This is a genomic window from Kitasatospora sp. NPDC059599, from assembly GCF_042735125.1.
GTDB lineage: Bacteria > Actinomycetota > Actinomycetes > Streptomycetales > Streptomycetaceae > Kitasatospora.
Genome location: NZ_JBHWCL010000132.1, coordinates 1 through 21,459, shown reverse-complemented (window position 1 = coordinate 21,459; position 21,459 = coordinate 1). Strand labels below are relative to the sequence as shown.

Here is a 21,459-nt window from a genome sequence, read left to right as displayed (position 1 = left end):
ATCAGGCGGTCTCGATGCCGGACACCTTGATGTCGGGCCAGCTGAGGGCCGTCGAACCCCAGCTCAGTCCGCCGCCGAAGGAGGTCAGCAGGACCTTCTGGCCCGGCGTCAGCCGGCCCTCGACGGCGGCGTCGGTGAGCGCGAGGGGGATCGAGGCGGCCGAGGTGTTCCCGACCTTGTCGAGGTGCACCACCACCCGCTCCCGCGGCACCGTCATCACGTCGGCCACGGTGTGCAGGATGCGGACGTTCGCCTGGTGGCCGACGAACCGGTCGACGTCCGCGGCGGTCCAGCCGACCGAGTCCAGCAGCGCCTCCGAGGAGCCCGCCATCCGCTCGACCGCGTGCGTGAAGATCTCCTTGCCGCGCATGGCGAGGTAGTTGTCCGCGTCGCGCAGCGGGGCCCGCTCGGAGCGCTGCCGGGATCCGCCGGCGGGCAGGAACGCGAGGTCCCGGTTGGCACCGTCGCTGCCGAGGTCGAAGCCGAGCAGGGCGCCCGGCTCGGCGGCGTCCCCGGCGCGCAGGACGGCCGCACCGGCACCGTCGCCGAAGATGATGGCGGTGGCGCGGTCCTCCGGGTCCAGCCGGGTCGACCAGATGTCCGCGCCGATCACCAGGACGCGTTCGGCGAATCCGGCCGCGATCGCGCCGGCGGCGGACTGGAGGCCGTAGACGAACCCGGCGCAGGCGGCGGACAGGTCGAAGCCGGGCACCCCGTCGAGACCCAGCGCGCTGGCGACCTCCGGGGCGGTGGCGGGCATCGGACGGTTCGGCGTGCTGGTGGCCAGGATCACCTGGTCGACGGTGTCGACGCCGGCGGACTCCAGCGCCCGTCGGCCGGCGACCGCCGCGAGGTCGCCGGTGGCGGTGCCGGGGTCGGCCCAGTAGCGGCGGCCGATGCCCGTCCTGGTCCGGATCCACTCGTCGTCGGTGTCGACGATCCGGGAGATCTCCTCGTTGTCCACGGCCCGCTCGGGCACCATGGCGCCGAGGCCCGCGAGGACGGCGGCCCGGCTCACGACCGGCCTCCGGGGGTGGCGCGGCGGAGTCGATCGGTCATGGTCTGGGTCCTTTCCACGATGTCCTTTCCACGGTGTGCGTTCGCGGGGCGGGTGCCGGGGGCGGGGCGGTCACGGCAGCGGGCGGTCGGTCACTGCGGCCGGTGCGCGGTCATGGCAGCCGGTGGGCAGCCGAGCAGCGGACCGACATGTGCCGGAAGCCGCCGACGATGTCGACCAGCCGCCAGGTCTCGCCCTCGCGCGAGGTGAGCAGTTCGGTCCCGTCGAGGTGTACGGAGAGCCGTTCCGGTGTGGTCACCGGCCGGTGCGGGTCTGCGATGTCGAGCACGGTCTGCCGCATCCACAGGGTGTTGCTCTCCGAGCGCGGTACGCCGTCGATCTCGTAGAGCAGGATCTGGCCGAGCTGGATGGCGGCGACGAAGACGTCCAGGATCGAGGTCGCCCGGTGGCTGTAGCTCTCCAGTCCCCGCACCGGGCGGTCCTCGTCCGTCCGGAACCGGGAACTGACCGTGGCGGCGGCCGAGTTCGCCGCGAAGTCGACCGAGAGGCCTTCGATCACCTGGTACTTGGACCGGTGGGCCGTCCCGTACGGGCGCAGCGCCGCGCTGCCGAGCAGCTCGTCGGGGTCGGTGTACGAGCCGGGTCCGGTGTGGGCGGTGCCGGCCGGGTGCTCGATCTCCAGACGCACCCGCAGGGCGCCGACCCTGCAGTCGACGGCGGACACCCGCTGCCGGGGACCGCGGCCGACGCCGGGGAGTTCGGTGACGGTCGCCTCCACCGGGAACTCGTCGAGCTCCTCCTCGACGGGGCTGGTGCCGGCCTTCATCCGCACCCGGCGCAGCCGCGCGGTGCCGCGCTGCTCGGGGTCCAGGCCCAGGACGTGGGCGAGGTACAGCTCGGCGGCTTCGCCGGCGAGCAGCAGCACGTCGATGCTGCTGAGGTGCGGGCGCTGGTTGTGCCGGCCCTTCTTCGACCAGTCGTCCGGGTAGCTGACGGAGGCGAGCGCGCGGACGGAGGCGGTGCCGTCCCGGCCGACGCCGACCCGGATGTCGCTCAGCCGCTGGCGGGCGCGCTTGTACCCCTCACCAAAGAAACGTTTCTCTCCCGGGCCCAGGTAGTCGTCGACGGTGACGCGACGGGGGCGGATCGGCGCTGCGGTGTCAGTCATGGCTTCCCTCGGAGAGTCGGCGGGACCCGGAAGTGGCGGGGCCCGATGCGGCTAGGCCCAGGTGAGCAGGCGCTTCGGGTGTTCCAGGACGGCTGCGGTGTCGGCCAGCACCCTCGACCCCAGCTCGCCGTCGACCAGCCGGTGGTCGAAGGAGAGCGCCAGGGTGGTCACCTGCCGGGGCACCACCTCGCCCTTGTGGACCCAGGGCCGCTCCCGGACGGCGCCGAAGGCGAGGATCGCCGACTCCCCCGGGTTGAGGATCGGCGTCCCGGTGTCCACGCCGAAGACGCCGATGTTGGTGAGGGTGACCGTGCCCCCCGCCAGCGCGGCCGGTGCGGTCCTGCCCTCGCGGGCGGTCCCGACCAGCTCCCCCAGCGCACGGGCGAGCCGGGGCAGGGTCAGGGCGCCCGCGTCCTTGATGTTGGGGACGATCAGACCGCGCTCGGTGGCGGCGGCGATGCCCAGGTTGACCCGCTCCTTGCGGACGATCTCCTGGTTCTCCTCGTCCCAGCAGGCGTTGACCTCCGGATGGCGCCGGACCGCGAGCAGGAACGCCCTTGCCACCAGCAGCAGCGGATTCACCCGCAGACCGGCCAGCTCCGGGTCCTGCTTCAGGTCCCGGACCAGGGCCATGGTGCGGGTCACGTCGACGGTGACGAACTCGGTGACGTGCGGGGCGGTGAAGGCGCTGGCGACCATCGCCCGGGCGGTGGCCCGGCGCACCCCCTTCACCGGGACCCGGATCTCGCCCTCGGCCCCGGACGGGCCGGGGGCCACCGGGGGCGCGGCGGCCGGGGACGCGCCCGCAGGGGGCGCCGCGGCCGGGAGCGCGGCGGACCGAACGCCCGGCGCCTGGCGGGCCGCGTGCACGTCCGACCTGGTCACCACGCCGCCGGCGCCCGTGGGGACGACCGCGGCCAGGTCCACCCCCAGGTCCTTGGCCAGCTTGCGGACGGGCGGCTTGGCGGCAGGCCGCTCAGCGGTCGGGGCGGGCGCCGCCGATCCGTTCCGGCGGGGCCTGCGGCCGGAGCGCCCGGGGGTCACGCCGTAGCCGACCAGGACCGGCTGCCGGGCGGTGGGCTGCGCGTCCGGCTCCTCGGCGGGCACGTCGGCGGGCACGTCGGCGGGCACGTCGGACGCAGTGGCGGCGGAGGAGACGGGCACGGCCGGCTCGGGCGCCGGGGCCTCCGGGCCCTGCGCACCGGTGTCGATCGAGATGATGACGGCACCCACCGCGACCGTCGTCCCGGCCTCGACGTGGACCCGGTGCACCACGCCGTCGTACGGGATCGGCAGCTCGACACTGGCCTTGGCGGTCTCCACCTCGCAGACGACCTGGCCGTCGGTCACCCGGTCGCCCTGCCGCACGTGCCAGGCGAGGATCTCCGCGTCCACGAGCCCCTCGCCCACGTCGGGCAGGGGGAAGTCGCGGACGCGTTGCGCGGTCGTGGTCACGGTTCCTCTCCTCAGTACGCCAAGGCGCGGTCGACGGTGTCCAGGACGCGGTCGACGTCCGGCAGGTACGAGTCCTCGAAGGAGGCGGGCGGGTACGGCATGTGGTAGCCGCCGACCCGCAGGACGGGGGCCTCCAGGTGGTGGAAGCAGCGCTCGGTGATCCGGCCCGCGATCTCGGCGCCGGCGCCGAAGAAGACCGGTGCCTCGTGCACGACGACCAGCCGCCCGGTGCGGCGCACCGAGGCCTCGATCGTGTCGAAGTCCATCGGGGACACCGAGCGCAGGTCGATCACCTCCAGGCTGTCGCCCTCCTCCCCGGCGGCCGCGGCCGCCTCCAGGCAGGTCGCGACCGTCGGCCCGTAGCCGAGGAGCGTCAGGTCCCGTCCCGGCCGGACCACCCGGGCCGCGTGCAGGGGCAGTTCGGCGGCGGGGGGCACCGGACCGCGGTCGTAGTAGCGGCGCTTGGGCTCGAAGTAGACGACCGGGTCGTTCCCGGCGATGGCCTGCCGGAGCATCCAGTGCGCGTCGGCCGGGTTCGAGGGCGAGACCACCTTCACTCCCCCGACGTGCGCGAACAGTGCCTCGGGGGACTCGCTGTGGTGCTCGACCGCGCCGATGCCGCCGCCGTACGGGATCCGGATGACCACTGGCAGGGTGAGCCTGCCGTTCGAGCGGGCGTGCAGCTTCGCCAGCTGGGTGACGATCTGGTCGAAGGCGGGGAACACGAAACCGTCGAACTGGATCTCCACCACCGGGCGGTAGCCGCGCAGCGCCAGGCCGATCGCCGTGCCGACGATGCCGGACTCGGCCAGCGGGGTGTCGATCACCCGGCCGTCGCCGAAGTCCTTCTGCAGGCCGTCGGTCACCCGGAAGACACCGCCGAGCCGGCCGACGTCCTCGCCCGTCACCAGGACCCGGGGGTCCTCCTCCAGGGCGGCGCGCAGGGCCGAGTTGATCGCCTGCGCGACCGTGCGGGCCGGCCCCTCGGCCGGATTCCGGTGCACTGCCATCTCAGGCCCCTTCCGTGGAGGAGGAACCGGCCACGTGGGCGGAACCGGCCGCAGGGGCGGAACCGGCGGCGGCCGAACCGGCGGTGTGAGCCGAACCGGCGGCGAGGGCGGCGAACTGCGCGGCCTCCTCCGCCACCAGGGTGTGGCCGTCCGCGTAGACGTGCGCGAACATGGCCTCCGCCGGGGGCGCGGCCATCGAGCGCACGGCCGCGCGTACGGAGCGGGCCGCTTCGTCGCACGCCCGGTCGATCCGTGCGAGGGACTCCTCGTCCGCCCAGCCGTTGGCCAGCAGGTACGTCCGCAGCCGGGTGATCGGGTCCTTCCGCTCCCAGGCGCGCACCTCCTCGGCGTCGCGGTAGCGGGTGGGGTCGTCGGAGGTGGTGTGCGCGCCCATCCGGTAGGTGAAGGCCTCGATCAGCGTCGGCCCCTCGCCGCTGCGGGCCCGCCGCAGGGCCTCCCGGGTGACGGCGAGGCAGGCCAGCACGTCGTTGCCGTCCACCAGGATCCCGGGGAAACCGAAACCGGCGGCCCGCCGGTGGATCGGCACCCGGCTCTGCCTGTCGGCGGGTTCGGAGATGGCCCACTGGTTGTTCTGGCAGAAGAAGACGACGGGGGCGTCGTTCAGGGCCGCGAAGTTGAAGGCCTCGCTGACGTCGCCCTGGCTGGTCGCGCCGTCGCCGAAGTAGACGATGACGGCGGACTCCGCGCCGTCCTTGGCGACGCCCATCGCGTAGCCGGTGGCGTGCAACGTCTGGGCGCCGATGACGAGGGTGTAGAGGTGGACGTTGTGCTCCCGCGGGTCCCAGCCGCCGTTGGTGGTGCCCCGGAACAGTGCGAAGAGGTCGAGGGGGTCGACGTTCCGGGCGAGCGCCACGCCGTGGTCTCGGTAGCTGGGGAAGACGTGGTCCTCGTCGTCGAGCGCCCGGGCGGAGCCGATCTGGGCGGCCTCCTGCCCCAACAGCGAGGGCCAGAGGGCGAGTTCGCCCTGGCGCTGGAGCAGCACCCCCTCGGCGTCGATCCGGCGGGCGCGGACCATGTCCTCGTAGAGGCCGAGGAGACGGTCCGGCGTCGGATCGAACCGGTAGTCGGGGTGGTGCTTCCGTTCGCCGTCCGGGGTCAGCAGTTGTACGGCCTCGGCCGGCGTGTGCGCGTGCGGCATGGCGACCTCCTTCCTCTGGGCGGGGTGTCGGCGAGCGGGTGTCGCCGGTGCGATCGACGGTGTTGCGGGAGCGGGTGCAGGAGCGGGAGCGGGAGCGGGGAGCACGGCCGACTCGGATCGGTGTCGGCCGGCGACGCGGCCCGGGGCGCCCGGCGGGCGTCTCGCCCCGCCTTTCCCCGGCGTTCGAACTCCCTTTTCCTCAAGGCGAGTTCGGGCCAGGCACGGAGAACTCTGCCCGCCGCCCACGCCGTCACGCAAGCGGCGCGGGCATCCGACCGGAACGTGCCGTCGGACCGTGAGGTCCGCGCCGGGGCACCGGGCCGGAAACCGGTACGGATTCCGGGCGGAACCGGCCCGGAACCGGCTCGGAACCGGCTCGGAAACCCCGCGCGAGAGCCGGCCCCGAGTTCCGGCGCACGGCCCCGAACCACGGTGCACGGCCCCGGATTCCGGCCGGGCAGGCGCCGTCAGACGGCTGCCAGCGGTGCGACCAGGTCGCCGAGGCGGCGGAAGAAGGCGTCCTTCGATTCCCGGGGGAAGAAGTGCCCCCCGGGGACGCGGTGCCATGCGAAACCCCCGCCGGCGTGTTCGGACCAGGCGGCCGCGGACGCCGCCGACACCAGCGGATCGTCCTCCCCGGAGAACACCTCGACCGGGCACGGCAGCGTCCGGTGGGTGAATCCCTCGGAATTCCCGGCACAGAGGCCGATCTCCGCCCGCACCAGGGAGATCCGTTCGCGCAGCCAGCCGGTGTCGGCCCGCAGCGCGGCCGGGAGCGACCCGAAGTCGACCAGCCAGGAGACGAGTTCGGCGTCCGTGAGACGGGCCGCCCGCTGCAGCGGATGCGGCAGGTGGGGTGCCGGGTAGGCGCCGACCAGCAGCCGCTCGGGCAGCCGTCGCCCGTGCTCGGCCCTGCGGCGGGCGAGCCGGTAGGCGAGCAGCGCGCCCATGCTGTGCCCGTAGAGGAGGTGGGGCCGTTCCAGGAGCGGGCCGAGGTCGCGTTCCAGTGCGGCGACGAGACCGGGCAGCCCCTGGCGGCAGTGGCCCCCGGCGGGGTCCCGGCCGGGGATCCGGACCGGGACCACCTCCACCCGCTCGCCCAGGGCCCGTTGCCAGCCGGAGAAGAAGGCCGTACTGCCGCCGGCCGGGTGCAGCCCGAGCAGGGTGACCGGGCCGACGCGCGGGTCGATCGGCTGTGCGACTGAGGCCCGGGCCCGGTTGCACACCACGGCCGCGGGCGGCGCGCCGCCGGCCGGTCGGCGGCGCGCCGGGTCAGACGGCTGCCGGAACACCGGCCCTCCCCGTCACGGGCTGGGGGGACGGCGGCTGCTCGGCACCACGGCCGGGATCCTGCTCCGGCCGGGCGGTCTCCACCTGGTGCGCGAACTCCCGCCAGGCGGCGGCGCATTCGAGGGCGAGCCGGGAGACCCGATCGGCACAGTGCGGCGGGATGCTGCGGGCCAGCTGGTCACGCTGGTCGGGCGGCAGGAGGCTGCTGGTGAGCATCCGCAGCAGGTGGCGGCCGCTCTCCGTCAGCCGGAGCGCGGGGTCGCTCATCAGCCGTTCCATGACGCGGGCCAGGTCCTGGGCGGGTTGCTGCGGGCCGGGGCCTGCCTGCCGGGCGCCGGGGGCCGGGCCCACCGCCGGCGGCGCGGGGCGGGTCCGGTCCGGGCGGGCCCGGTCCGCGGGCCGGGTCGTGCGGCGTCCGGCGGGCACCGGGTCCTCACCGCGCCGTAACCGGTCCCGGACGTCGCGGACGGTCCCCGGGGAGATGCCCGCCTCGTCGGCGACCGCGCGGAGCGAGGCGAGGGGGTTGGCGGTGATCAGCTCGCCCGCGCGCAGTCGGCCGAGTGCGCTGTCCAGCGGCCGGACCCGGCCGTCCCGGCCGACCCGGGCCGCGGCGTGCGGGATGGTCCCGCTCTCACTGCGCCGCAGCTCGCGGACCGCCTTGGTGGACAGCCCGGTGACGGAGGCGACCATCCGGTCCGACCACTCGGCGTGCGAGGTGAGGATCCGCCGGGCGGCGCCCACCCGGTCCGCCCGGGACAGGGGGAGGCCGTGGCGGGTGTTGCTCTGGACGGAGAGTACGAAGGCGTCGCGTTCGGAGCCTTCGAAGAAGCGGGCGGGGATGACGGGTCTGCCCTGGGCGGCGGCGACCCGCAGCCGGTGCATGCCGTCGATCACCCGCATGCTGGGGCGGTGGACGATGATCGGCGGGAGGTCCTGGTCGAGTCCGGCCAGGGTCCTCAGGTGTTCGGGGTCCTCGCCGCCGGTGCGCGGCGAGTCGGCCGGCAGCAGTGCGACGACCGGGACCGGCACCACCTCGGACAGGGCCGGCGACCACTCCTGGGGCGGGCGGCCGGGTTCCGGGGCCGAGCCTCCGGCTTCCGGGGGCGTCCGGCTGGTCCGGGGTGTGGGGGACGGTCGACCGGGCCGGGGCGTGAGGGGCGGTTCGGCGCGGTCGCTGACGGTCTCTTGCTTCACGGCGGGTCCTCTGGCGTGCGTCGCGGGAGGGCGGCCGGCCGGGCGGTGCGTGGTGCCGTCACCGCCCGGCTCGGGGAAGTACCGCCCCGTTCCCTGGGTCTGCTGGGTCGTCTCCTCGTCGAGACAGGCCAAAGGGGCACCGGCCCGCGCTGCCGCGGGACCCGGCCGGCCGACGGCGCCCGCAGGGGCGGGTTCCGTCGGCGCGGACTCCGGGCGGCTCCACGACGCAGCTGCCGAATGCTCCGTCGCGATCGTGGCACACGAACATACCTTTGGGAAGGTATTTTAACGAGGGTGTAACGTACCGCAGCAATACCGTCACATGACGACCGCCGCCCGGGTGCCCGTCAGTCGGCTGCCGCCACCCCGTCGACCAGCAACAACCGTGCGCCCGGGAGCAGTTCGGCCAGCCGCGGGTCACCGACCACCACCGGGTGCCCGACCTCGGTGAGCATCGGCAGGTCGGAGGCGTGGTCGCCGTAGCCGTGGCAGTCCGCCGGATCGACGTGCGGATGGGCGGCGAACAGGGCGCGCACCGCCCGGCGCTTCTCCTCCCCGATGACCGGCTCGCCGACCAGTTCGCCGGTGAGCACTCCCCCGCGCACCTCGGGTCGGCTGCACACCAGGTGCGCCGCCCCGACCCGTTCCGCGATCGGGTCGAGGATCGCCGGGAACGCCCCGGAGACCAGCACGACCGCGCCGCCCGCCGCCCGGTGGCGCGCCAGGGCGTCCCGGACGGGGGCGATCCAGAAGCCGGCCTGCGCGCTGCGCTCCGCGAACCACGCGCGGCCGGCCGCGGCGACGTCCCCGGCCGGCTCCCCGGCCCACTCCCGGTAGTACGTCCGGCTGTTCCGCTCGCGCGGGCTCCCGGCGGCGGCCAGCGCGGTGATCTCCTCCCGGACCCGGCGGCCGCGCCGGACGCCCGGCGGGCCGTACCGGACGCCGAGGTAGTGGTCGAGGAAGTCGAACATGCTCTTGCAGTCGATCAGTGTCTCGTCGACGTCGCTGAACGCCAGACGGTCGGGCAGGGCCACGGGGGCTCCTCGGGGGGCTCGGGTCACCTCGGGGTGACGCTTCGGGCGGGTCGGGTGCTCGCGGCGCGGGCACCGCCGGCGGCACGCGTCCCGGTCGCGGACCGCGGCCGGGCGCGCAGCGCCGGGAACAGCGTGTCGCGCACCTCGCGCCAGCGTTCCGCGAAGTCGGCGCGTGCGTAAAGGTTGTCGGAGATGTGCTGGGCGCCGAAGAAGGCCGCGACCGCGACCCGGGCGGCCACGTCGGGGTCGACGTGGTCGGCCAGCTGCCCCTGCTCCCCGGCCTCGCGCAGCAGCATCGAGATCAGGTTCGTCCAGTCCACGTACGGCAGCGGCAGTTCGACGTCGATGGCGGCGCGCTCGTTCTGCAGCCGGGTGCCGGCCTGCATGATCGGGTCCTCCAGGAACGCGGTGGTGGCCGCGTTGAACATCTCGATCACCGTGTCCAGCGGCGAGAGGCCCTTGGCCCGCACCGCCTCCAGCGTCACCGGCCAGCGGGAGTACAGCTCCTCGACGACGGCGACGGCCAACGCCTGCTTGTTGGGGAAGTGGAAGTAGACCGCGCCCTTGGTCATGGCCACCTCGTCGGCCACGTCCTTGATGCCGGTGCGCTCGTAGCCGCGCTCGGCGAAGATCCGCGCGGCGCAGTGCAGGATCTGCTCCCTGGTGCGCTCGGCGCGCTCCTGGCGCAGACACGGCCCGGTCGCACCGGTGCGCAGCGCCGGCCACAGCGGCTCGGTGGCGGCACTCTTGCTCTGGCTCACTGTTCTCTGTTCCTCTCTCGCGTCCCGTCGATCCTGGCTATATACCTTCTCCCAGGTATATTTTCGGGCCGTGATCAACGGCCACCTGGGGGGTGACCCGCGTCCGCAGCGGGGTGGCACCACCTTAGGGAACGGCTCACCAACGGGGGACGTGCTCGTATGTCCAGCATCACCGCATCGCCAAGGTACCTGCCACCGGCCGCCCGGGCCTCGCCCCGGCGCGGACTCTCGTTCCGGCACCGCCTGCCGGCCGCCGCCGTCCACAAGGCCGCCCCCGGCGAGGTCCTCCTCACCGACGCCGCCCGCACGGGCGACGACCGGTTCCGCGTCGCCGCCCGCTGGGACCGCCACCGCTTCCTGCACCACGGCGGGACGGGCCTGCCGACCGACCCGCTGCTGGTGGTCGAGACGGTCCGCCAGGCCCTGATCCACCTGTCCCACCGGTTCCACGGCGTCCCGCAGGGCCACCCGTTCGTCCTCGACACCCTCGACCTCCGGCTGACCCGGGCCGGTTCGACGCACCGGCCCGCCGGCCCGCAGCACGCCGTGCTCGACGCCGTCTGCACGAAGACGGTGACCACGCCGCACCGCACCGGCCTGGCGCTGGACGCCGTGGTGTCGGTCGACGGCGTGACCGCCGGCCGGGCCGGGATCCACTGGGAGGTCCGGGACCCCGAGTTCTACGCCCTGGTCCGCGACCGCGCCCGGCGGAAGGCGGCGGCCCCTTCCGGGCCGCCCGCCGGGGAGTCCCGGCGGCTCGCCCCCCGGGAGGCCGGGTACGCGGACGGCCGGCACGTGCTGCTCGCCCGCACCCCGGGGAGCGCGCCCGGCACGTTCCTGCTCGACCCCGACCCCGGCCACCCGGTGCTCTTCGACCACCCGTCCGACCACGTGCCGGGCATGGTGCTGCTGGAAGCGTTCCGGCAGGCCGCCCGCGCGATCGGCGCACCGCCCGACCCCACCCGCGTCCGCGCGGCCTTCACCGCGTTCGGGGAGCCGGACGCGCCGGTGCGCGTCGCCGCGCGGCCCGGACCGGAGCCGGGGACGACGGAGGTCGCCGCCGTCCAGGGCGGGGCGACCCTCGCCTCGGCCCTGCTCGGGTACGCACCGCTGGACGACGTGACGGCCCGCGGGGACGCCCCGTGAGCGGGGCCGCCGACGCCGCCGAGCGCCCCGCCGAAACCTCGGAGCTCCCCGAGGCCGCGGAGCTCCCCGCCGAGGCCGTCGGACGGGTGGTCCGGGCGGCGGAGCGGGATCTGCCCGCGCTGGAGGACCGGCGCCGGCTCGGCGCGGAGACGGTGGCCGCGATCACCGCTGCCGGGTTCCCCCGGCACTTCGTGGCGCGCGGGTTCGGCGGCACGGCCGGGACGTTCTCCGCGCTCCTCGCCGCCTCGGCGACCGTCGCGCGGACCTGCCCGTCCACCGCCTGGTGCGCCGCCCTGTTCGCGGCGCACGGGCGGCTGGCCTCCTACCTGCCCGAGGAGGGCCGGACGGCGCTGTGGCGCGACTCCCCCGACGTGCTGGTCGCCACCGCCATCATGCCGCCGCGCGGCCGGGCCGTACGGGTGCCGGGCGGCTGGCTGCTCAGCGGCCGGTGGGACACGGCGAGCGGGGTCGACCACGCAAACTGGCTGCTGCTGGCGAGCCGCACCGGCACGCCGGACCGCCCCGAGCACCGGATCCTCGCCGTCCCCAGGGCGGACTGGACCGCGCTGGACACCTGGCGCAGCCTGGGCATGCGCGGGACGGGCAGCCACGCGGTCGAGGTGGCGGAGGCGTTCGTCCCCGACCGGCTCTCCTTCACCATGGCGGACCTGCGGCACCCCGTCTCGCAGGACGCGGCCCGCTGCCACCGGGTCCCGGTGCAGTTGGTCGGCGCGCTGATGTTCGCGGCGCCGGTGGCCGGCGCGGCCCGGGGCGCCCTGGACGCCTGGAGCGCCGCCGCGACTGCCCGGCGGACGGAGTCGGACCGGGCGCTGAGCGAGGGCTCGGCGCAGATCGCGGCGGCCCGGCTGCTCCTGGAGCGGGCGGCCCGGCGCGCCGACGAGGACCCGGTGACGCCGCTGCTGGTGGCAGAGAACCGGCGGGACGCCGTCACGGCCGTGCGCTGGTGCGCGGCCGCCGTGGACCGTCTCTTCCACGCCTCGGGCTCGCACGTCCACCGGGACGGCTCCCCGTTCCAGCGGTACTGGCGCGACATCACCACCGCGGCCACGCACGGCGCGCTGGGGCCCTCGGCGGCCGCCGCCGAGTACGCCGACGCCCTGCTCGGTCCGGCGGCCCCGACCGACTCCTGACGGTGCGTCAGCGAACGGCCGGCCATCGGCGGGTGGCCGGCCCGGGCATCGACTACCCTCGACAACAAACCTTCGCATAGGTAGGTTTCCAGCGATGAACAGAGTGACGAGGGTGCCACGGTGGTGAAACAGGCCAGGGCGTGGCTGACCCGTGAACGCGTACTGGACGCCGCAGCCGAGGAGTTCGCCGTCCACGGCTTCGCCGCCACCAAGGTCGAGGCCGTGGTGGCCCGGACGGGCATGACGAAGGGCGCGCTGTACGCGCACTTCGGCTCCAAACACCAACTCGCCTCCGCACTGGTCGACGAGAGCGCCGAACACTGGAAACGCCTCCGGGACGCGCCCGCCGACACGCTCCCCCGGCCGACGGCGGGCGCGGCGCTCACCGAACTCCTCGGCCGGATGCGCGGACAGTTCGAAACCAACGTCCGCTTCCGGGCCGCTCTCCGGCTCGCCGCGGACTGCGAACGCTGCGAGGGCGATTCGGACGGTTTCTTCGGAGACATCCGCCGGGAAATGGTCACGAGTGTGCGCAGAGCCCAGGAGGAACGGGAGATCACGCCGTCCTACCCGGCAGAATCCCTCGCCTACCTGATCCTGGTCGTCCTGTACGGCTTCTCCTACATGCCGACCTGGGACGCCTCGCACGGCGTCCCGGTCGAACCCGACGACGCCTGGCACGTACTGCGCACGGCCCTCCGCCTCGGCTGACCTGCGGACGGCTCCCCCGCGCCGGGCCCGGCCGGACCGGACACCGACCGTGTGCAACTGCGGACCCGGCGCCAGTCGCACAGCCCGTTCCGCTCCGCACCGCCCTCCCCCTTTCGCTCCGCGAAGACGTCCCCTTTTCGCTCCGCACGGCCCTCCCCTTTCGCCCCGCGCAGCCGTTCCCTTTCGCCCGGCGGAAAAGAGCGCAGCTGTGCAAACGGGAAACCTGGCACCACGAGTTCGACGGCCGCTAGCCTTTCTCACGCACCGCTTCCCGCCGGACCGGAAAGACTCACCGGACCGCCGGTGACGCCCCCGGGCCGGGAGCCGCGTCCTCAGCGCTTCTCGTGGATCACGTTTCCCCGTGCTCCCCGTTCCACCGCCCTCCGGCGCTCCCCGCGCTTCTTCCTTCCGGGGCAATCCGTTCCCCCGCGCCCTCCGCTCTCCCCACGCCGTCCGGCCGCCCTTGCGAGCGCTCCGGTTTCCGCGTGCGTCCGCCCTGCGCGTCCCGCCCGGCCGGCCCGGAACGAACACCCCGACCGCACCGCCCGCACCGCCGCACTGACAGCCCTGACAGCCCTGACAGCCGTCCGTTCTTCGAGAGGCACACGATGAAGCTCGCGATCTCCGGCACCTACTCCTCCGGCAAGACCCTCACCACCATGGCGCTGGCCCACCTGACCGGGATCCCGCGCACCCACGCCAAGACCATGCGGGAGATCCTGCCGCACGCCGTCCCGGGCAAGACCCTGGAGGAGTGCAACGCGGCCGAGCTGATCCAGCTGGTGATGCGCCGCTACGTCGAGCGGGCGGTGCACGAGAGCCACCTGCCCGGCGGCTACATCTCGGACGGCTCCTCGCTGCACGAGTGGACCTACGCCACCGTGCGCGTCACCGTCGGGATCAACCCCAACGAGTCCATCGGTCTGGAGTCGGTGGAGAAGACCGACGAGATCCGCTTCTACGAGCAGGTCGTCGCCCAGCTCGGCGTCGCGCTCAAGCAGTACGCCAAGGAGACCTACGACGCCTTCGTCCACCTGCCGATCGAGTTCCCGCTGGACCCGAACGGCCACCGCCCGGTCAACGAGCGCTTCCGGGTCCTCTCCGACGAGCACCTGCTGAACGTGCTGGACGAGTTGAAGATCCCCACCCACATCATCGGCGGCACCATCCCCGAGCGGCTGGAGGGCATCACCGAGGTCTTCGGCCTGCCCCGGGTCCTGTCGATCGAGGACGCCATCGAGGCGGCGAAGAAGGACTACGAGCAGCTCGACGTCCGCACCGAGGCCGAGCGCAACGCCGCGGCCGAGTCCCTCGCGGCCTGAGCCCGCACCGCCTCGCACCGCCCTCGCACCGCCCACCCAGCGCCCCGCCCGCCCCGGGCTGCCCCCTCCCGCCCCGTTCCGCCCCGTCGAAGGAACCCACTGCCATGACCAATCCCACGACGCCGCTGAAGCTCGGCGTCCTCGGCGCCGGCAACATCGGCCGGCCGGTCGGCCGCCACTGGCTGGCCGCCGGCCATTCGGTGACGTTCGGCTCCCGCACCCCGGAGCACCTGGCCTCCTTCGTCGAGCCACTGGGCGCCGGGGCCCGGGCGGCGACGCTCGCCGAGACGGCCCGTACGGCCGACGTCCTGCTGCTGTCCGTCCCGTACGAGGCGGCGGAGGGGGTGCTCGGCGAGGTCGGCGAGCACCTGGCCGGGAAGATCGTCATCGACGCCACCAACCCGGTGTCGCTCACCGAGGACGGCCGGGTGGTCTCGACCCTCACCCCGGGGGTGACCCAGGGCCGGCACGCCTCGAAGCAGCTGCCGGCCGCCACCGTGGTCCGGGCGTTCACCCACGTCATGGACGAGCTGCTCTGGTCCCGCGGGACGAGGCAGCGGCACTTCTGGGCCATCGCGATCGCGGGCGACGACGCCCCGGCCAAGGCCGTGGTGGCGCGGCTGGTCCACGACGCCGGCTTCACCCCGGTGGACCTCGGCGGCCTGGACGGCTCGGCCCCGCTCGACCCGGGCGGCGTGCTCTTCCCGCACATGTTCACCCCCGGCGAGATGCGGGCATTGACCGGCCTCTCCGGCTGACCGCAGGACCGTCTGGAAGGAAGGCAGTCACGTGAGCACGACACCGCCGCGACCGGCGGCCGCGGCACCGCTGTTCGAGCCGTTCAAGGCCGGTGGACTGGCCCTGGACAACCGGATCGTCATGGCCCCGATGTCCCGCGACCTGTCCCCCGGCGGGGTGCCCGGCGCTGACGTCGCCGAGTACTACGCCCGCCGGGCCCGGCACGGCGTGGGGTTGATCATCACCGAGGGCACCTTCGTGGGTCACCCCGCGGCCGGGAACCGGCCGTCGGTGCCGCGCTTCCACGGCGTGGACGCCCTGGCCGGCTGGGCCGGCGTGGTCCGCGCGGTCCACGACGCCGGCGGGCGGATCGTCCCCCAGCTGTGGCACGTCGGCCAGGACCCGCTGCTGTGGGGCAAGTCCCTGACGGAGGCGCGCCGTACGGCGCCGAAGGGCGTCGAGCTGTTCGACCCGCCGGGCGGCCTGATCAGCCCCTCCGGCCGGGAGCCGGGCAGCCCGGCCGGGCGCGCCATGTCCGAGTCCGACATCGCCGAGGTCGTGGAGGCCTTCGCCCGAGCCGCCGCCGACGCCCGGCGCCTGGGCTTCGACGGCGTCGAGCTGCACGCCGCCCACGGCTACCTGTTCGACCAGTTCTTCTGGGACGTCACCAACCGCCGCACCGACCGCTACGGCGGCGACCCGGCCGGCCGGACGCGGTTCGCCGCCGAGGTGGTCCGGGCCTGCCGGGCGGCGACCGGGCCGGACTTCCCCGTCATCCTGCGCATCTCGCAGTGGAAGGTGGCGCACTACCGGGCCCGGATCGCGGACGACCCGCAGGCCCTGGAGACCTTCCTGGCACCGCTGGTGGACGCCGGGGTCGACGTCTTCCACTGCTCGACCCGGCGGTTCTGGCAGCCCGCGTTCGAGGGCTCGGGGCTCAATCTGGCGGGCTGGGTGAAGAAGGTGACCGGCCGGCCCACCATCACCGTCGGCTCGGTCGGCCTGCGCGACAGCGACTTCCTCGGGTACGTGGAGGGCAAGGGCGCGGAGGTCGACGACATCGGCCTGGTGGCCGAGCGGCTCGCGGCGGGCGAGTTCGACCTGGTCGCGGTCGGCCGGGCCCTGGTGGCGAACCCGGCCTGGGCCGAGCAGGTGCGCACCGGACGGACGGACGGGCTGCGCCCGTTCGACGCTGCGGAACTCGCCGCGCTGCACTGACTCCGGGCGCGCGGTGGCGCCCCTCCGGGTTGGGCGCCGGCGCCCCTCCGGGTGCCGTCGTGGTGGGCCGGGGGCGGCGTCGCCGCGGTGCTCAGCCGGCGGCGGCCTCGCGGTCCGCCGCCGCGATGAGGGCGTCCAGCAGGCCCGGGTAGGCCTGCTCCAGGTCGTCGCGGCGCAGGGTGTTCATCTTGGAGGTGCCGACGTAGTACTGCCGGATCAGCCCGGACTGCCGCAGCACCCGGAAGTGGTGGGTCCCGGTCGACCTGGTCACCGAGATGTCGAAGGTGCCGCAGGCGGTGTCGCCGGGCGCGTCGGCGATCTGCCGGACGATGCTGCGGCGCACCGGGTCCGCGAAGGCCTCCAGGATGCGCTGCAGGGTGATGTCCGCGGCATCGGGGTGGTCACCGATGCGGTCTGCTGCGGCGGCGTGTGCAGTCACGTGGCACCTCTCTGGTTTCGCTGCGCGCCCATCGTACGACTCCAGCCATATGACGACCACCATCCAATTTGACATGCATCGTCATATGCCCTTCAGTTGAACCGCGCCTTCCAACCCAACTCGACCGTGCCGACAGCGAGTTGCTCGCTCCGCGCGCAGCGGTCACCCGCAACGAAGGAACCAGCGATGACAACCGCCGAGACCAGTCCGGCGCAGACCGACACCTCCCCCGCCGCCCCGCCGGACACCTCCGGCGGGTTGAAGATCGCCGCGCTGGCCACCGGCTTCGTGATGGCCACCCTGGACGTCACCATCGTCAACGTCGCCGGCGCGACCCTCCAGGAGAAGCTGGGCGCCACGCTCACCCAGCTCACCTGGGTCGTCGACGGCTACATCCTGACCTTCGCGTCCCTGCTGATGCTGGCCGGCGGCCTCGCCAACTGGCTCGGCGCGAAGACGGTCTACATGTGGGGCATGGGCCTGTTCCTGCTGGCCTCGCTCGGGTGCGCGCTGTCCACCACGCCGGAGCTGCTGATCGCCGCCCGGATGCTGCAGGGCGCCGGCGCCGCACTGTTCATGCCCAGTTCGCTGTCCCTGCTGGTGTTCTCGTTCCCGGAGAAGCGCCGGCGCACCCGGATGCTCGGCCTGTGGTCCGCGATCGTCGCCACCTCCTCGGGCATCGGCCCGACGCTCGGCGGCCTCATGGTGGGCTCGCTCGGCTGGCAGAGCATCTTCCTGCTCAACCTGCCGATCGGCGTCGTCGGCATGCTGATGACGAAGCGGTTCGTCGCGGGGCCGGAGGCCCGCTCCGCGCGGCCCGCCCCGCTCGGCCACCTGATCTGGATCGTGGCCCTCGCGGCGCTCAGCTACGCCCTGATCGAGGGCCCGCAGCTCGGCTGGGGAGCGACCCCGGTGGTCGTCGCGTACGCCGTGGCACTGGTCGCCGCCGTGCTCCTGGTCCGGCGCGAGCGCCGCGGCGACAAGCTCGTCATGCCGTGGACGCTCTTCCGCCGCCCCGGGTTCTCCGGCGCCAACCTGGTCGGCTTCTTCTTCAACTTCGCGCTGTTCGGCACCATCTTCATGCTCGGCCTGTTCTTCCAACACGCCCAGGGTGCCAGCCCGTTCGTGGCCGGCCTGGAACTGATCCCGATCACCGTCCTGTCCCCGGTGGCGAACGTGGTCTACTCGAAGATCTCCGGGCGGTACGCCAACGGACCGCTGCTGACGGTCTTCATGCTGCTGGCGGGCGTCTGCTCGCTCGCCCTGACCGCCGTCTCCGCCACCACCCCCTACTGGCTGATCGCCGTCGGCATCGGCCTGGCCAGCCTCGGGTCCGGCATCATCTCCCCCGGCATGACCGCGGCGATGGTGGACTCCGCCGGGCCGGAGCACGCCAACGTCGCCGGATCGGTGCTGAACGCCAACCGCCAGATCGGCTCCCTGGTGGGCATCGCGGTGATCGGCGTGGTGCTGCACGCCACCTCGGACTGGAGCCGCGGCGCCTCCGTCTCGTTCGTCCTGGTCGGCGTCTCCTACCTGCTCGGTGCGCTCTGCGCCTGGCGGCTCGTCACCCGCTCGGAGCGGCGCACCGAAACCCCGGCCACACCCGGGCCGGCCCGCAGCTGACGGACCCCGCGATCCGGGCGTCCGCAACCCCCTGCTCCTCCGCCGCCTGAACCCCCGCAGGCGGCACGGGAGCACCGACGGCCTTCCCGGCCGGACCACCGTCCGCGCCGGGGAGGCCGTCGCGGCGCGTCCCGCGGGGAGCCGCCGCGGCTACGGCCGGTGGTCGGCCGACCGGTGGTGCCGGCTGGGGCGCGGGACGGGGGCGTGGGCCGGCAGGGTGTGGCCGGTGCGGTCGTCTGTGTGCCAGGGCTGGGACTGGAAGGCGAGGAAGACCGCGGGCCGGCGGTTCAGGGCGGGCAGGTGGACGAGCAGGCCGCCGTCCTGGTAGACGCCGTTATGGCGCACCCGGCCGCGCCGTCACCCCCGAATCGACGGATGTCCACTTCCCGTCCCTCGCAGCGGTCTCCGGCGCTCCGAACGTCGACAGCCCGAGGGCCCGGACCTCAGCCGGCCCCGGCCCCGGCTGCCGCCCGGTCGGCCGGGGTCGCGCCGCGTTTCTTCCGGCCCCGGAGCGCCTCGCCGGTGATGAACGCCGTCACGACCGCGACGATCACCAGTGGCATGGCGTCCACCGAGTCGATCCCGAGGAGAGCGGTGGCCAGCACGGCGCTGGTGACCGGCAGCCGGGTGACGGCGGCGCCGGCGGCCGCCAGCCCGACGGCCAGGGCGGGTTCGGTGCCGAAGCCCGGCAGCGGCGCGCAGGCGATGCCGAGCGCGGCGCCGAGCAGGATCGCCGGGAAGATCGGCCCGCCGCGCAGGCTGCCGAGCGCGACCCCCCAGGCGAGCGCCTTGCAGAGCACGAGGGCGAGCAGCGCACCGATCGACCAGGCGGCCGGGTCGGCGGCGAGCGTGCTCAGGGTGGCCTGGCCGGAGAGCGCGGCCTCCTCCGGGGAGCGGCCGGTGAGCAGGGCGTACGCGGTGATGAAGCCGCCGACGACGACCGCGCAGAGCACCGTCCGGACGGCGGTCCGCCGAGCGGTGTCCACCGCCATGAAGCCCTTGACCCGCCGGCCGATCGTCTGCCCGGTCACGAGGAGCAGGGCGACCGCGGCGGCCAGCGGGATGCCCCACAGGAAGTCGCCGGGGTCGGGGACGGCGCTCTTGGGGACGGTCGGGAGCGAGAGCGCTCCGATCGCCAGGCCGGTCCAGTGGCCGAAGCCGGTGAAGACCAGTGCGCCGATGCCGCTGGCCAGCAGACTGGGCAGGATCAGTGCGACCAGTTGCGGGCCGCCCAGTCCGGCCGCCTCGAGCACCATGACCGCGGCCACCAGCGGGCTCCCGAAGATGGTGGAGATCGCCGCCGCCGCGCCCGCCGTTCCCAGCACCGCCACCAGCTGCGGGTGTTGGGCCCGTTTGGCGGCACGGACGGCGAGCAGGGCGAGGCCGCCGCCGAGCCCCATCAGCGGCGCTTCCGGACCGAGCGTCACGCCGAGCGGCAGGCAGGCCAGTGCGGCCAGCACCACGCCCGGGACGGCGACGGGCTGGGTGGGCGGTCCGCCGAGCCCCTGCACCGGGATGTGGCCGCCGCGTCCGGGCAGCCGGATGACGATCGGGGCGAGCAGCAGGCCGGCGAGCAGCAGCGCGGGCAGCGCCCACCACCAGGGGGCCTGGCTGTAGCCCGCGGTCTCCGGCAGGCTCTCCCAGACCCAGTGCTGGAGCTGGTGCTCCAGGCCGAGGAAGCCGAACGCGGCCAGCGAGACCGGGATGCCGACCAGGCCGGAGAGCAGCAGCAGGCCGAAGTAGCCCTTGCGCAGCAGCACCTCACGCAGGGTCGGACCGCCGTCCTGCTGCTGGGGCGTCCCCGGCATGGCCGCTCCTTCGCGATCCCGGGCCGCCCGATGCCACGGTGGCCCGTCCTGCGACCGAGTCTCACCCGGGGAGGGCGGCCCCGCACGGTGCGCGGGCCGTGCGGGGTCGGGAACGGGCACGGTTGCGCCGTACGGGTGAGCGGGAGCGCGGGCCCCGGCGGTCCGCCGGTCAGACCTGCCGGGTGTCGCCGCCGAGCGCGCTCTCGATGCCCTGGACCATGCGCCACAGCGGGGCCCGCCGGCTGGCGACCAGGACCACGACCTCGTCGGACTCGCCCTCGCCGGCGGCCTCGGCCGGCCGGTCGCTCCAGGTGCCGGTGACGAAGGCCATCGCCGCGTCCACCTCGGCCACCCAGTCGCTCTCCCCGCCCGAGCGCAGCCAGGTGCGCAGGGCGTGGTTGTGCGCGGCGACGACGGCCGCCGCGATCACGTCGGCGCGCAGCGGGCCGTCCGGGCGGGCCGCGAAGCGGCCGCGCAGGTAGGCGGCGAGGGTGTGCTCGTAACGCCAGACCACCGACAGCTCGTACGCCCGCAGTCCGGGCACCTTGCGGGTCAGCCGGTAGCGCTGGACGGAGAAGGACGGCTGTTCGGCGTACATCCGCAGGACGAGGCGGGCGGCGTCGCAGGCGTGCCGGACCGGATCCTCCTCGCCGCTGCCGGACTCCAGGAACTCCGTCATCTCGGCGAGGCTGCGCTCGTGGTCGGGGAAGACCACGTCCTCCTTCGCCGGGAAGTAGCGGAAGAAGGAGCGCCGGCCGACACCGGCCAGCGAGACGATGTCGTCGACGGTGGTCTGCTCGAAGCCTCGCTCCAGGAAGAGCTCGAAGGCCGCGGCGACCAGCGCCTCGCGCATCGCGGGCTTGGCGGGCCCGTCGTTCATGGGCAGGTCCTGCTCTTCCTTCTCGCTCATTCTCCGCAACCTACATCGGCGCACCGTCCGGGCGCCGACGGCCGGGCCACGCTCCGGTCCGGCCGTCAGCGCAGGTCAGGCCGGGTTACGGGAGGTTGCGGGCCATCACGATCCGCTGGACCTGGTTGGTGCCCTCGTAGATCTGCGTGATCTTCGCGTCCCGCATCATCCGCTCCACCGGGTAGTCACGGGTGTACCCGTACCCACCCAGCAACTGCACCGCGTCCGTCGTGATCTCCATCGCCGCGTCCGACGCGTAGCACTTCGCCGCCGCACCGAAGAACGTCAGGTCCCCGTCCCC

Annotated in this window: 21 protein-coding genes; 7 read left to right on the top strand and 14 right to left on the bottom strand. The window is 74.3% G+C overall.

Features of this window, described 5'->3' with window-relative positions:
• Nucleotide 1: 1 nt before the first annotated feature.
• The 9 genes from ACFV04_RS33605 to ACFV04_RS33565 all read right to left on the bottom strand — a co-directional run bounded on the left by ACFV04_RS33605 (nt 2) and on the right by ACFV04_RS33565 (nt 10,089).
• The gene (locus ACFV04_RS33605) at nt 2–1,018 is read right to left on the bottom strand and encodes a beta-ketoacyl-ACP synthase III (protein ID WP_380534629.1); all 1,017 of its coding nucleotides are present in this window, start codon (nt 1,016–1,018) and stop codon (nt 2–4) included.
• A 151-nt stretch (nt 1,019–1,169) separates the two neighbouring features.
• Complete coding sequence (locus tag ACFV04_RS33600; RefSeq protein WP_380534627.1) at nt 1,170–2,186, bottom strand: AvrD family protein; 1,017 nt, start codon at nt 2,184–2,186, stop codon at nt 1,170–1,172.
• Nucleotides 2,187–2,237: 51 nt separating this feature from the next.
• Nucleotides 2,238–3,641, bottom strand: a complete 1,404-nt coding sequence (locus ACFV04_RS33595; protein ID WP_380534625.1) for a dihydrolipoamide acetyltransferase family protein — start codon at nt 3,639–3,641, stop codon at nt 2,238–2,240.
• 11 nt (nt 3,642–3,652) lie between these two features.
• Nucleotides 3,653–4,651 carry an alpha-ketoacid dehydrogenase subunit beta gene (locus tag ACFV04_RS33590; RefSeq protein ID WP_380534623.1) on the bottom strand — a complete coding sequence of 333 codons (999 nt, stop codon included), beginning with the start codon at nt 4,649–4,651 and terminating at the stop codon, nt 3,653–3,655.
• A gap of 1 nt (nt 4,652) precedes the next feature.
• Nucleotides 4,653–5,810 carry a pyruvate dehydrogenase (acetyl-transferring) E1 component subunit alpha gene (gene pdhA / locus ACFV04_RS33585; RefSeq protein WP_380534621.1) on the bottom strand — a complete coding sequence of 386 codons (1,158 nt, stop codon included), beginning with the start codon at nt 5,808–5,810 and terminating at the stop codon, nt 4,653–4,655.
• Nucleotides 5,811–6,277: 467 nt separating this feature from the next.
• Entirely contained in the window at nt 6,278–7,102 is an 825-nt protein-coding gene (locus ACFV04_RS33580) for a thioesterase II family protein (RefSeq protein WP_380349153.1), read from the bottom strand.
• Nucleotides 7,083–8,294 (bottom strand): ParB/RepB/Spo0J family partition protein, encoded by a 1,212-nt coding sequence (locus ACFV04_RS33575; protein ID WP_380534619.1) that lies wholly within the window; start codon nt 8,292–8,294, stop codon nt 7,083–7,085. Before ACFV04_RS33575 ends, ACFV04_RS33580 begins: the two co-directional genes overlap by 20 nt.
• 347 nt (nt 8,295–8,641) lie before the next feature.
• Complete coding sequence (locus ACFV04_RS33570; RefSeq protein WP_380349157.1) at nt 8,642–9,328, bottom strand: HAD family hydrolase; 687 nt, start codon at nt 9,326–9,328, stop codon at nt 8,642–8,644.
• Nucleotides 9,329–9,351: 23 nt separating this feature from the next.
• Entirely contained in the window at nt 9,352–10,089 is a 738-nt protein-coding gene (locus ACFV04_RS33565; RefSeq protein WP_360261724.1) for a ScbR family autoregulator-binding transcription factor, read from the bottom strand.
• A gap of 159 nt (nt 10,090–10,248) precedes the next feature.
• On the opposite strand from ACFV04_RS33565, the gene ACFV04_RS33560 reads away from it, so the two are divergent.
• The 6 genes from ACFV04_RS33560 to ACFV04_RS33535 all read left to right on the top strand — a co-directional run bounded on the left by ACFV04_RS33560 (nt 10,249) and on the right by ACFV04_RS33535 (nt 16,375).
• On the top strand, nt 10,249–11,235 hold the full coding sequence (locus ACFV04_RS33560) for a ScbA/BarX family gamma-butyrolactone biosynthesis protein (protein ID WP_380534617.1): 987 nt from the start codon (nt 10,249–10,251) through the stop codon (nt 11,233–11,235).
• Nucleotides 11,232–12,386, top strand: coding sequence for an oxidoreductase (locus tag ACFV04_RS33555; protein ID WP_380534615.1), 1,155 nt, complete (start codon nt 11,232–11,234; stop codon nt 12,384–12,386). The genes ACFV04_RS33560 and ACFV04_RS33555 overlap by 4 nt, the downstream gene beginning before the upstream one ends.
• A gap of 123 nt (nt 12,387–12,509) precedes the next feature.
• Complete coding sequence (locus ACFV04_RS33550) at nt 12,510–13,097, top strand: TetR family transcriptional regulator (protein WP_380349162.1); 588 nt, start codon at nt 12,510–12,512, stop codon at nt 13,095–13,097.
• Between the two features lie 608 nt (nt 13,098–13,705).
• The gene (locus ACFV04_RS33545) at nt 13,706–14,419 is read left to right on the top strand and encodes an AAA family ATPase (protein ID WP_380349164.1); all 714 of its coding nucleotides are present in this window, start codon (nt 13,706–13,708) and stop codon (nt 14,417–14,419) included.
• 104 nt (nt 14,420–14,523) lie between these two features.
• Nucleotides 14,524–15,177: an NADPH-dependent F420 reductase gene (locus ACFV04_RS33540; protein WP_380349166.1), complete on the top strand. Its 654-nt coding sequence runs from the start codon at nt 14,524–14,526 to the stop codon at nt 15,175–15,177.
• 31 nt (nt 15,178–15,208) lie between these two features.
• Entirely contained in the window at nt 15,209–16,375 is a 1,167-nt protein-coding gene (locus ACFV04_RS33535) for an NADH:flavin oxidoreductase (RefSeq protein WP_380349168.1), read from the top strand.
• A gap of 91 nt (nt 16,376–16,466) precedes the next feature.
• On the opposite strand, the gene ACFV04_RS33530 is transcribed toward ACFV04_RS33535, so the two are convergent.
• Nucleotides 16,467–16,814 (bottom strand): ArsR/SmtB family transcription factor, encoded by a 348-nt coding sequence (locus tag ACFV04_RS33530; protein WP_380349169.1) that lies wholly within the window; start codon nt 16,812–16,814, stop codon nt 16,467–16,469.
• A 186-nt stretch (nt 16,815–17,000) separates the two neighbouring features.
• Here ACFV04_RS33530 and ACFV04_RS33525 point away from each other — a divergent pair, with 186 nt between their 5' ends.
• Nucleotides 17,001–18,440, top strand: a complete 1,440-nt coding sequence (locus ACFV04_RS33525; protein WP_380349171.1) for an MFS transporter — start codon at nt 17,001–17,003, stop codon at nt 18,438–18,440.
• Nucleotides 18,441–18,590: 150 nt separating this feature from the next.
• Here the strand turns inward: ACFV04_RS33525 and ACFV04_RS33520 are convergent, their stop codons facing one another.
• The 4 genes from ACFV04_RS33520 to ACFV04_RS33505 form a co-directional block, all read right to left on the bottom strand.
• Nucleotides 18,591–18,785, bottom strand: coding sequence for a DUF2278 family protein (locus ACFV04_RS33520; RefSeq protein ID WP_380349173.1), 195 nt, complete (start codon nt 18,783–18,785; stop codon nt 18,591–18,593).
• Nucleotides 18,786–18,883: 98 nt separating this feature from the next.
• The gene (locus ACFV04_RS33515; protein ID WP_380349175.1) at nt 18,884–20,248 is read right to left on the bottom strand and encodes a chloride channel protein; all 1,365 of its coding nucleotides are present in this window, start codon (nt 20,246–20,248) and stop codon (nt 18,884–18,886) included.
• A 169-nt stretch (nt 20,249–20,417) separates the two neighbouring features.
• Complete coding sequence (locus ACFV04_RS33510; RefSeq protein WP_380534634.1) at nt 20,418–21,101, bottom strand: TetR family transcriptional regulator; 684 nt, start codon at nt 21,099–21,101, stop codon at nt 20,418–20,420.
• A 142-nt stretch (nt 21,102–21,243) separates the two neighbouring features.
• Nucleotides 21,244–21,459, bottom strand: a 216-nt coding sequence (locus ACFV04_RS33505) for an acyl-CoA dehydrogenase family protein (protein WP_363627431.1), incomplete at its 5' end; no start/stop codon positions are given.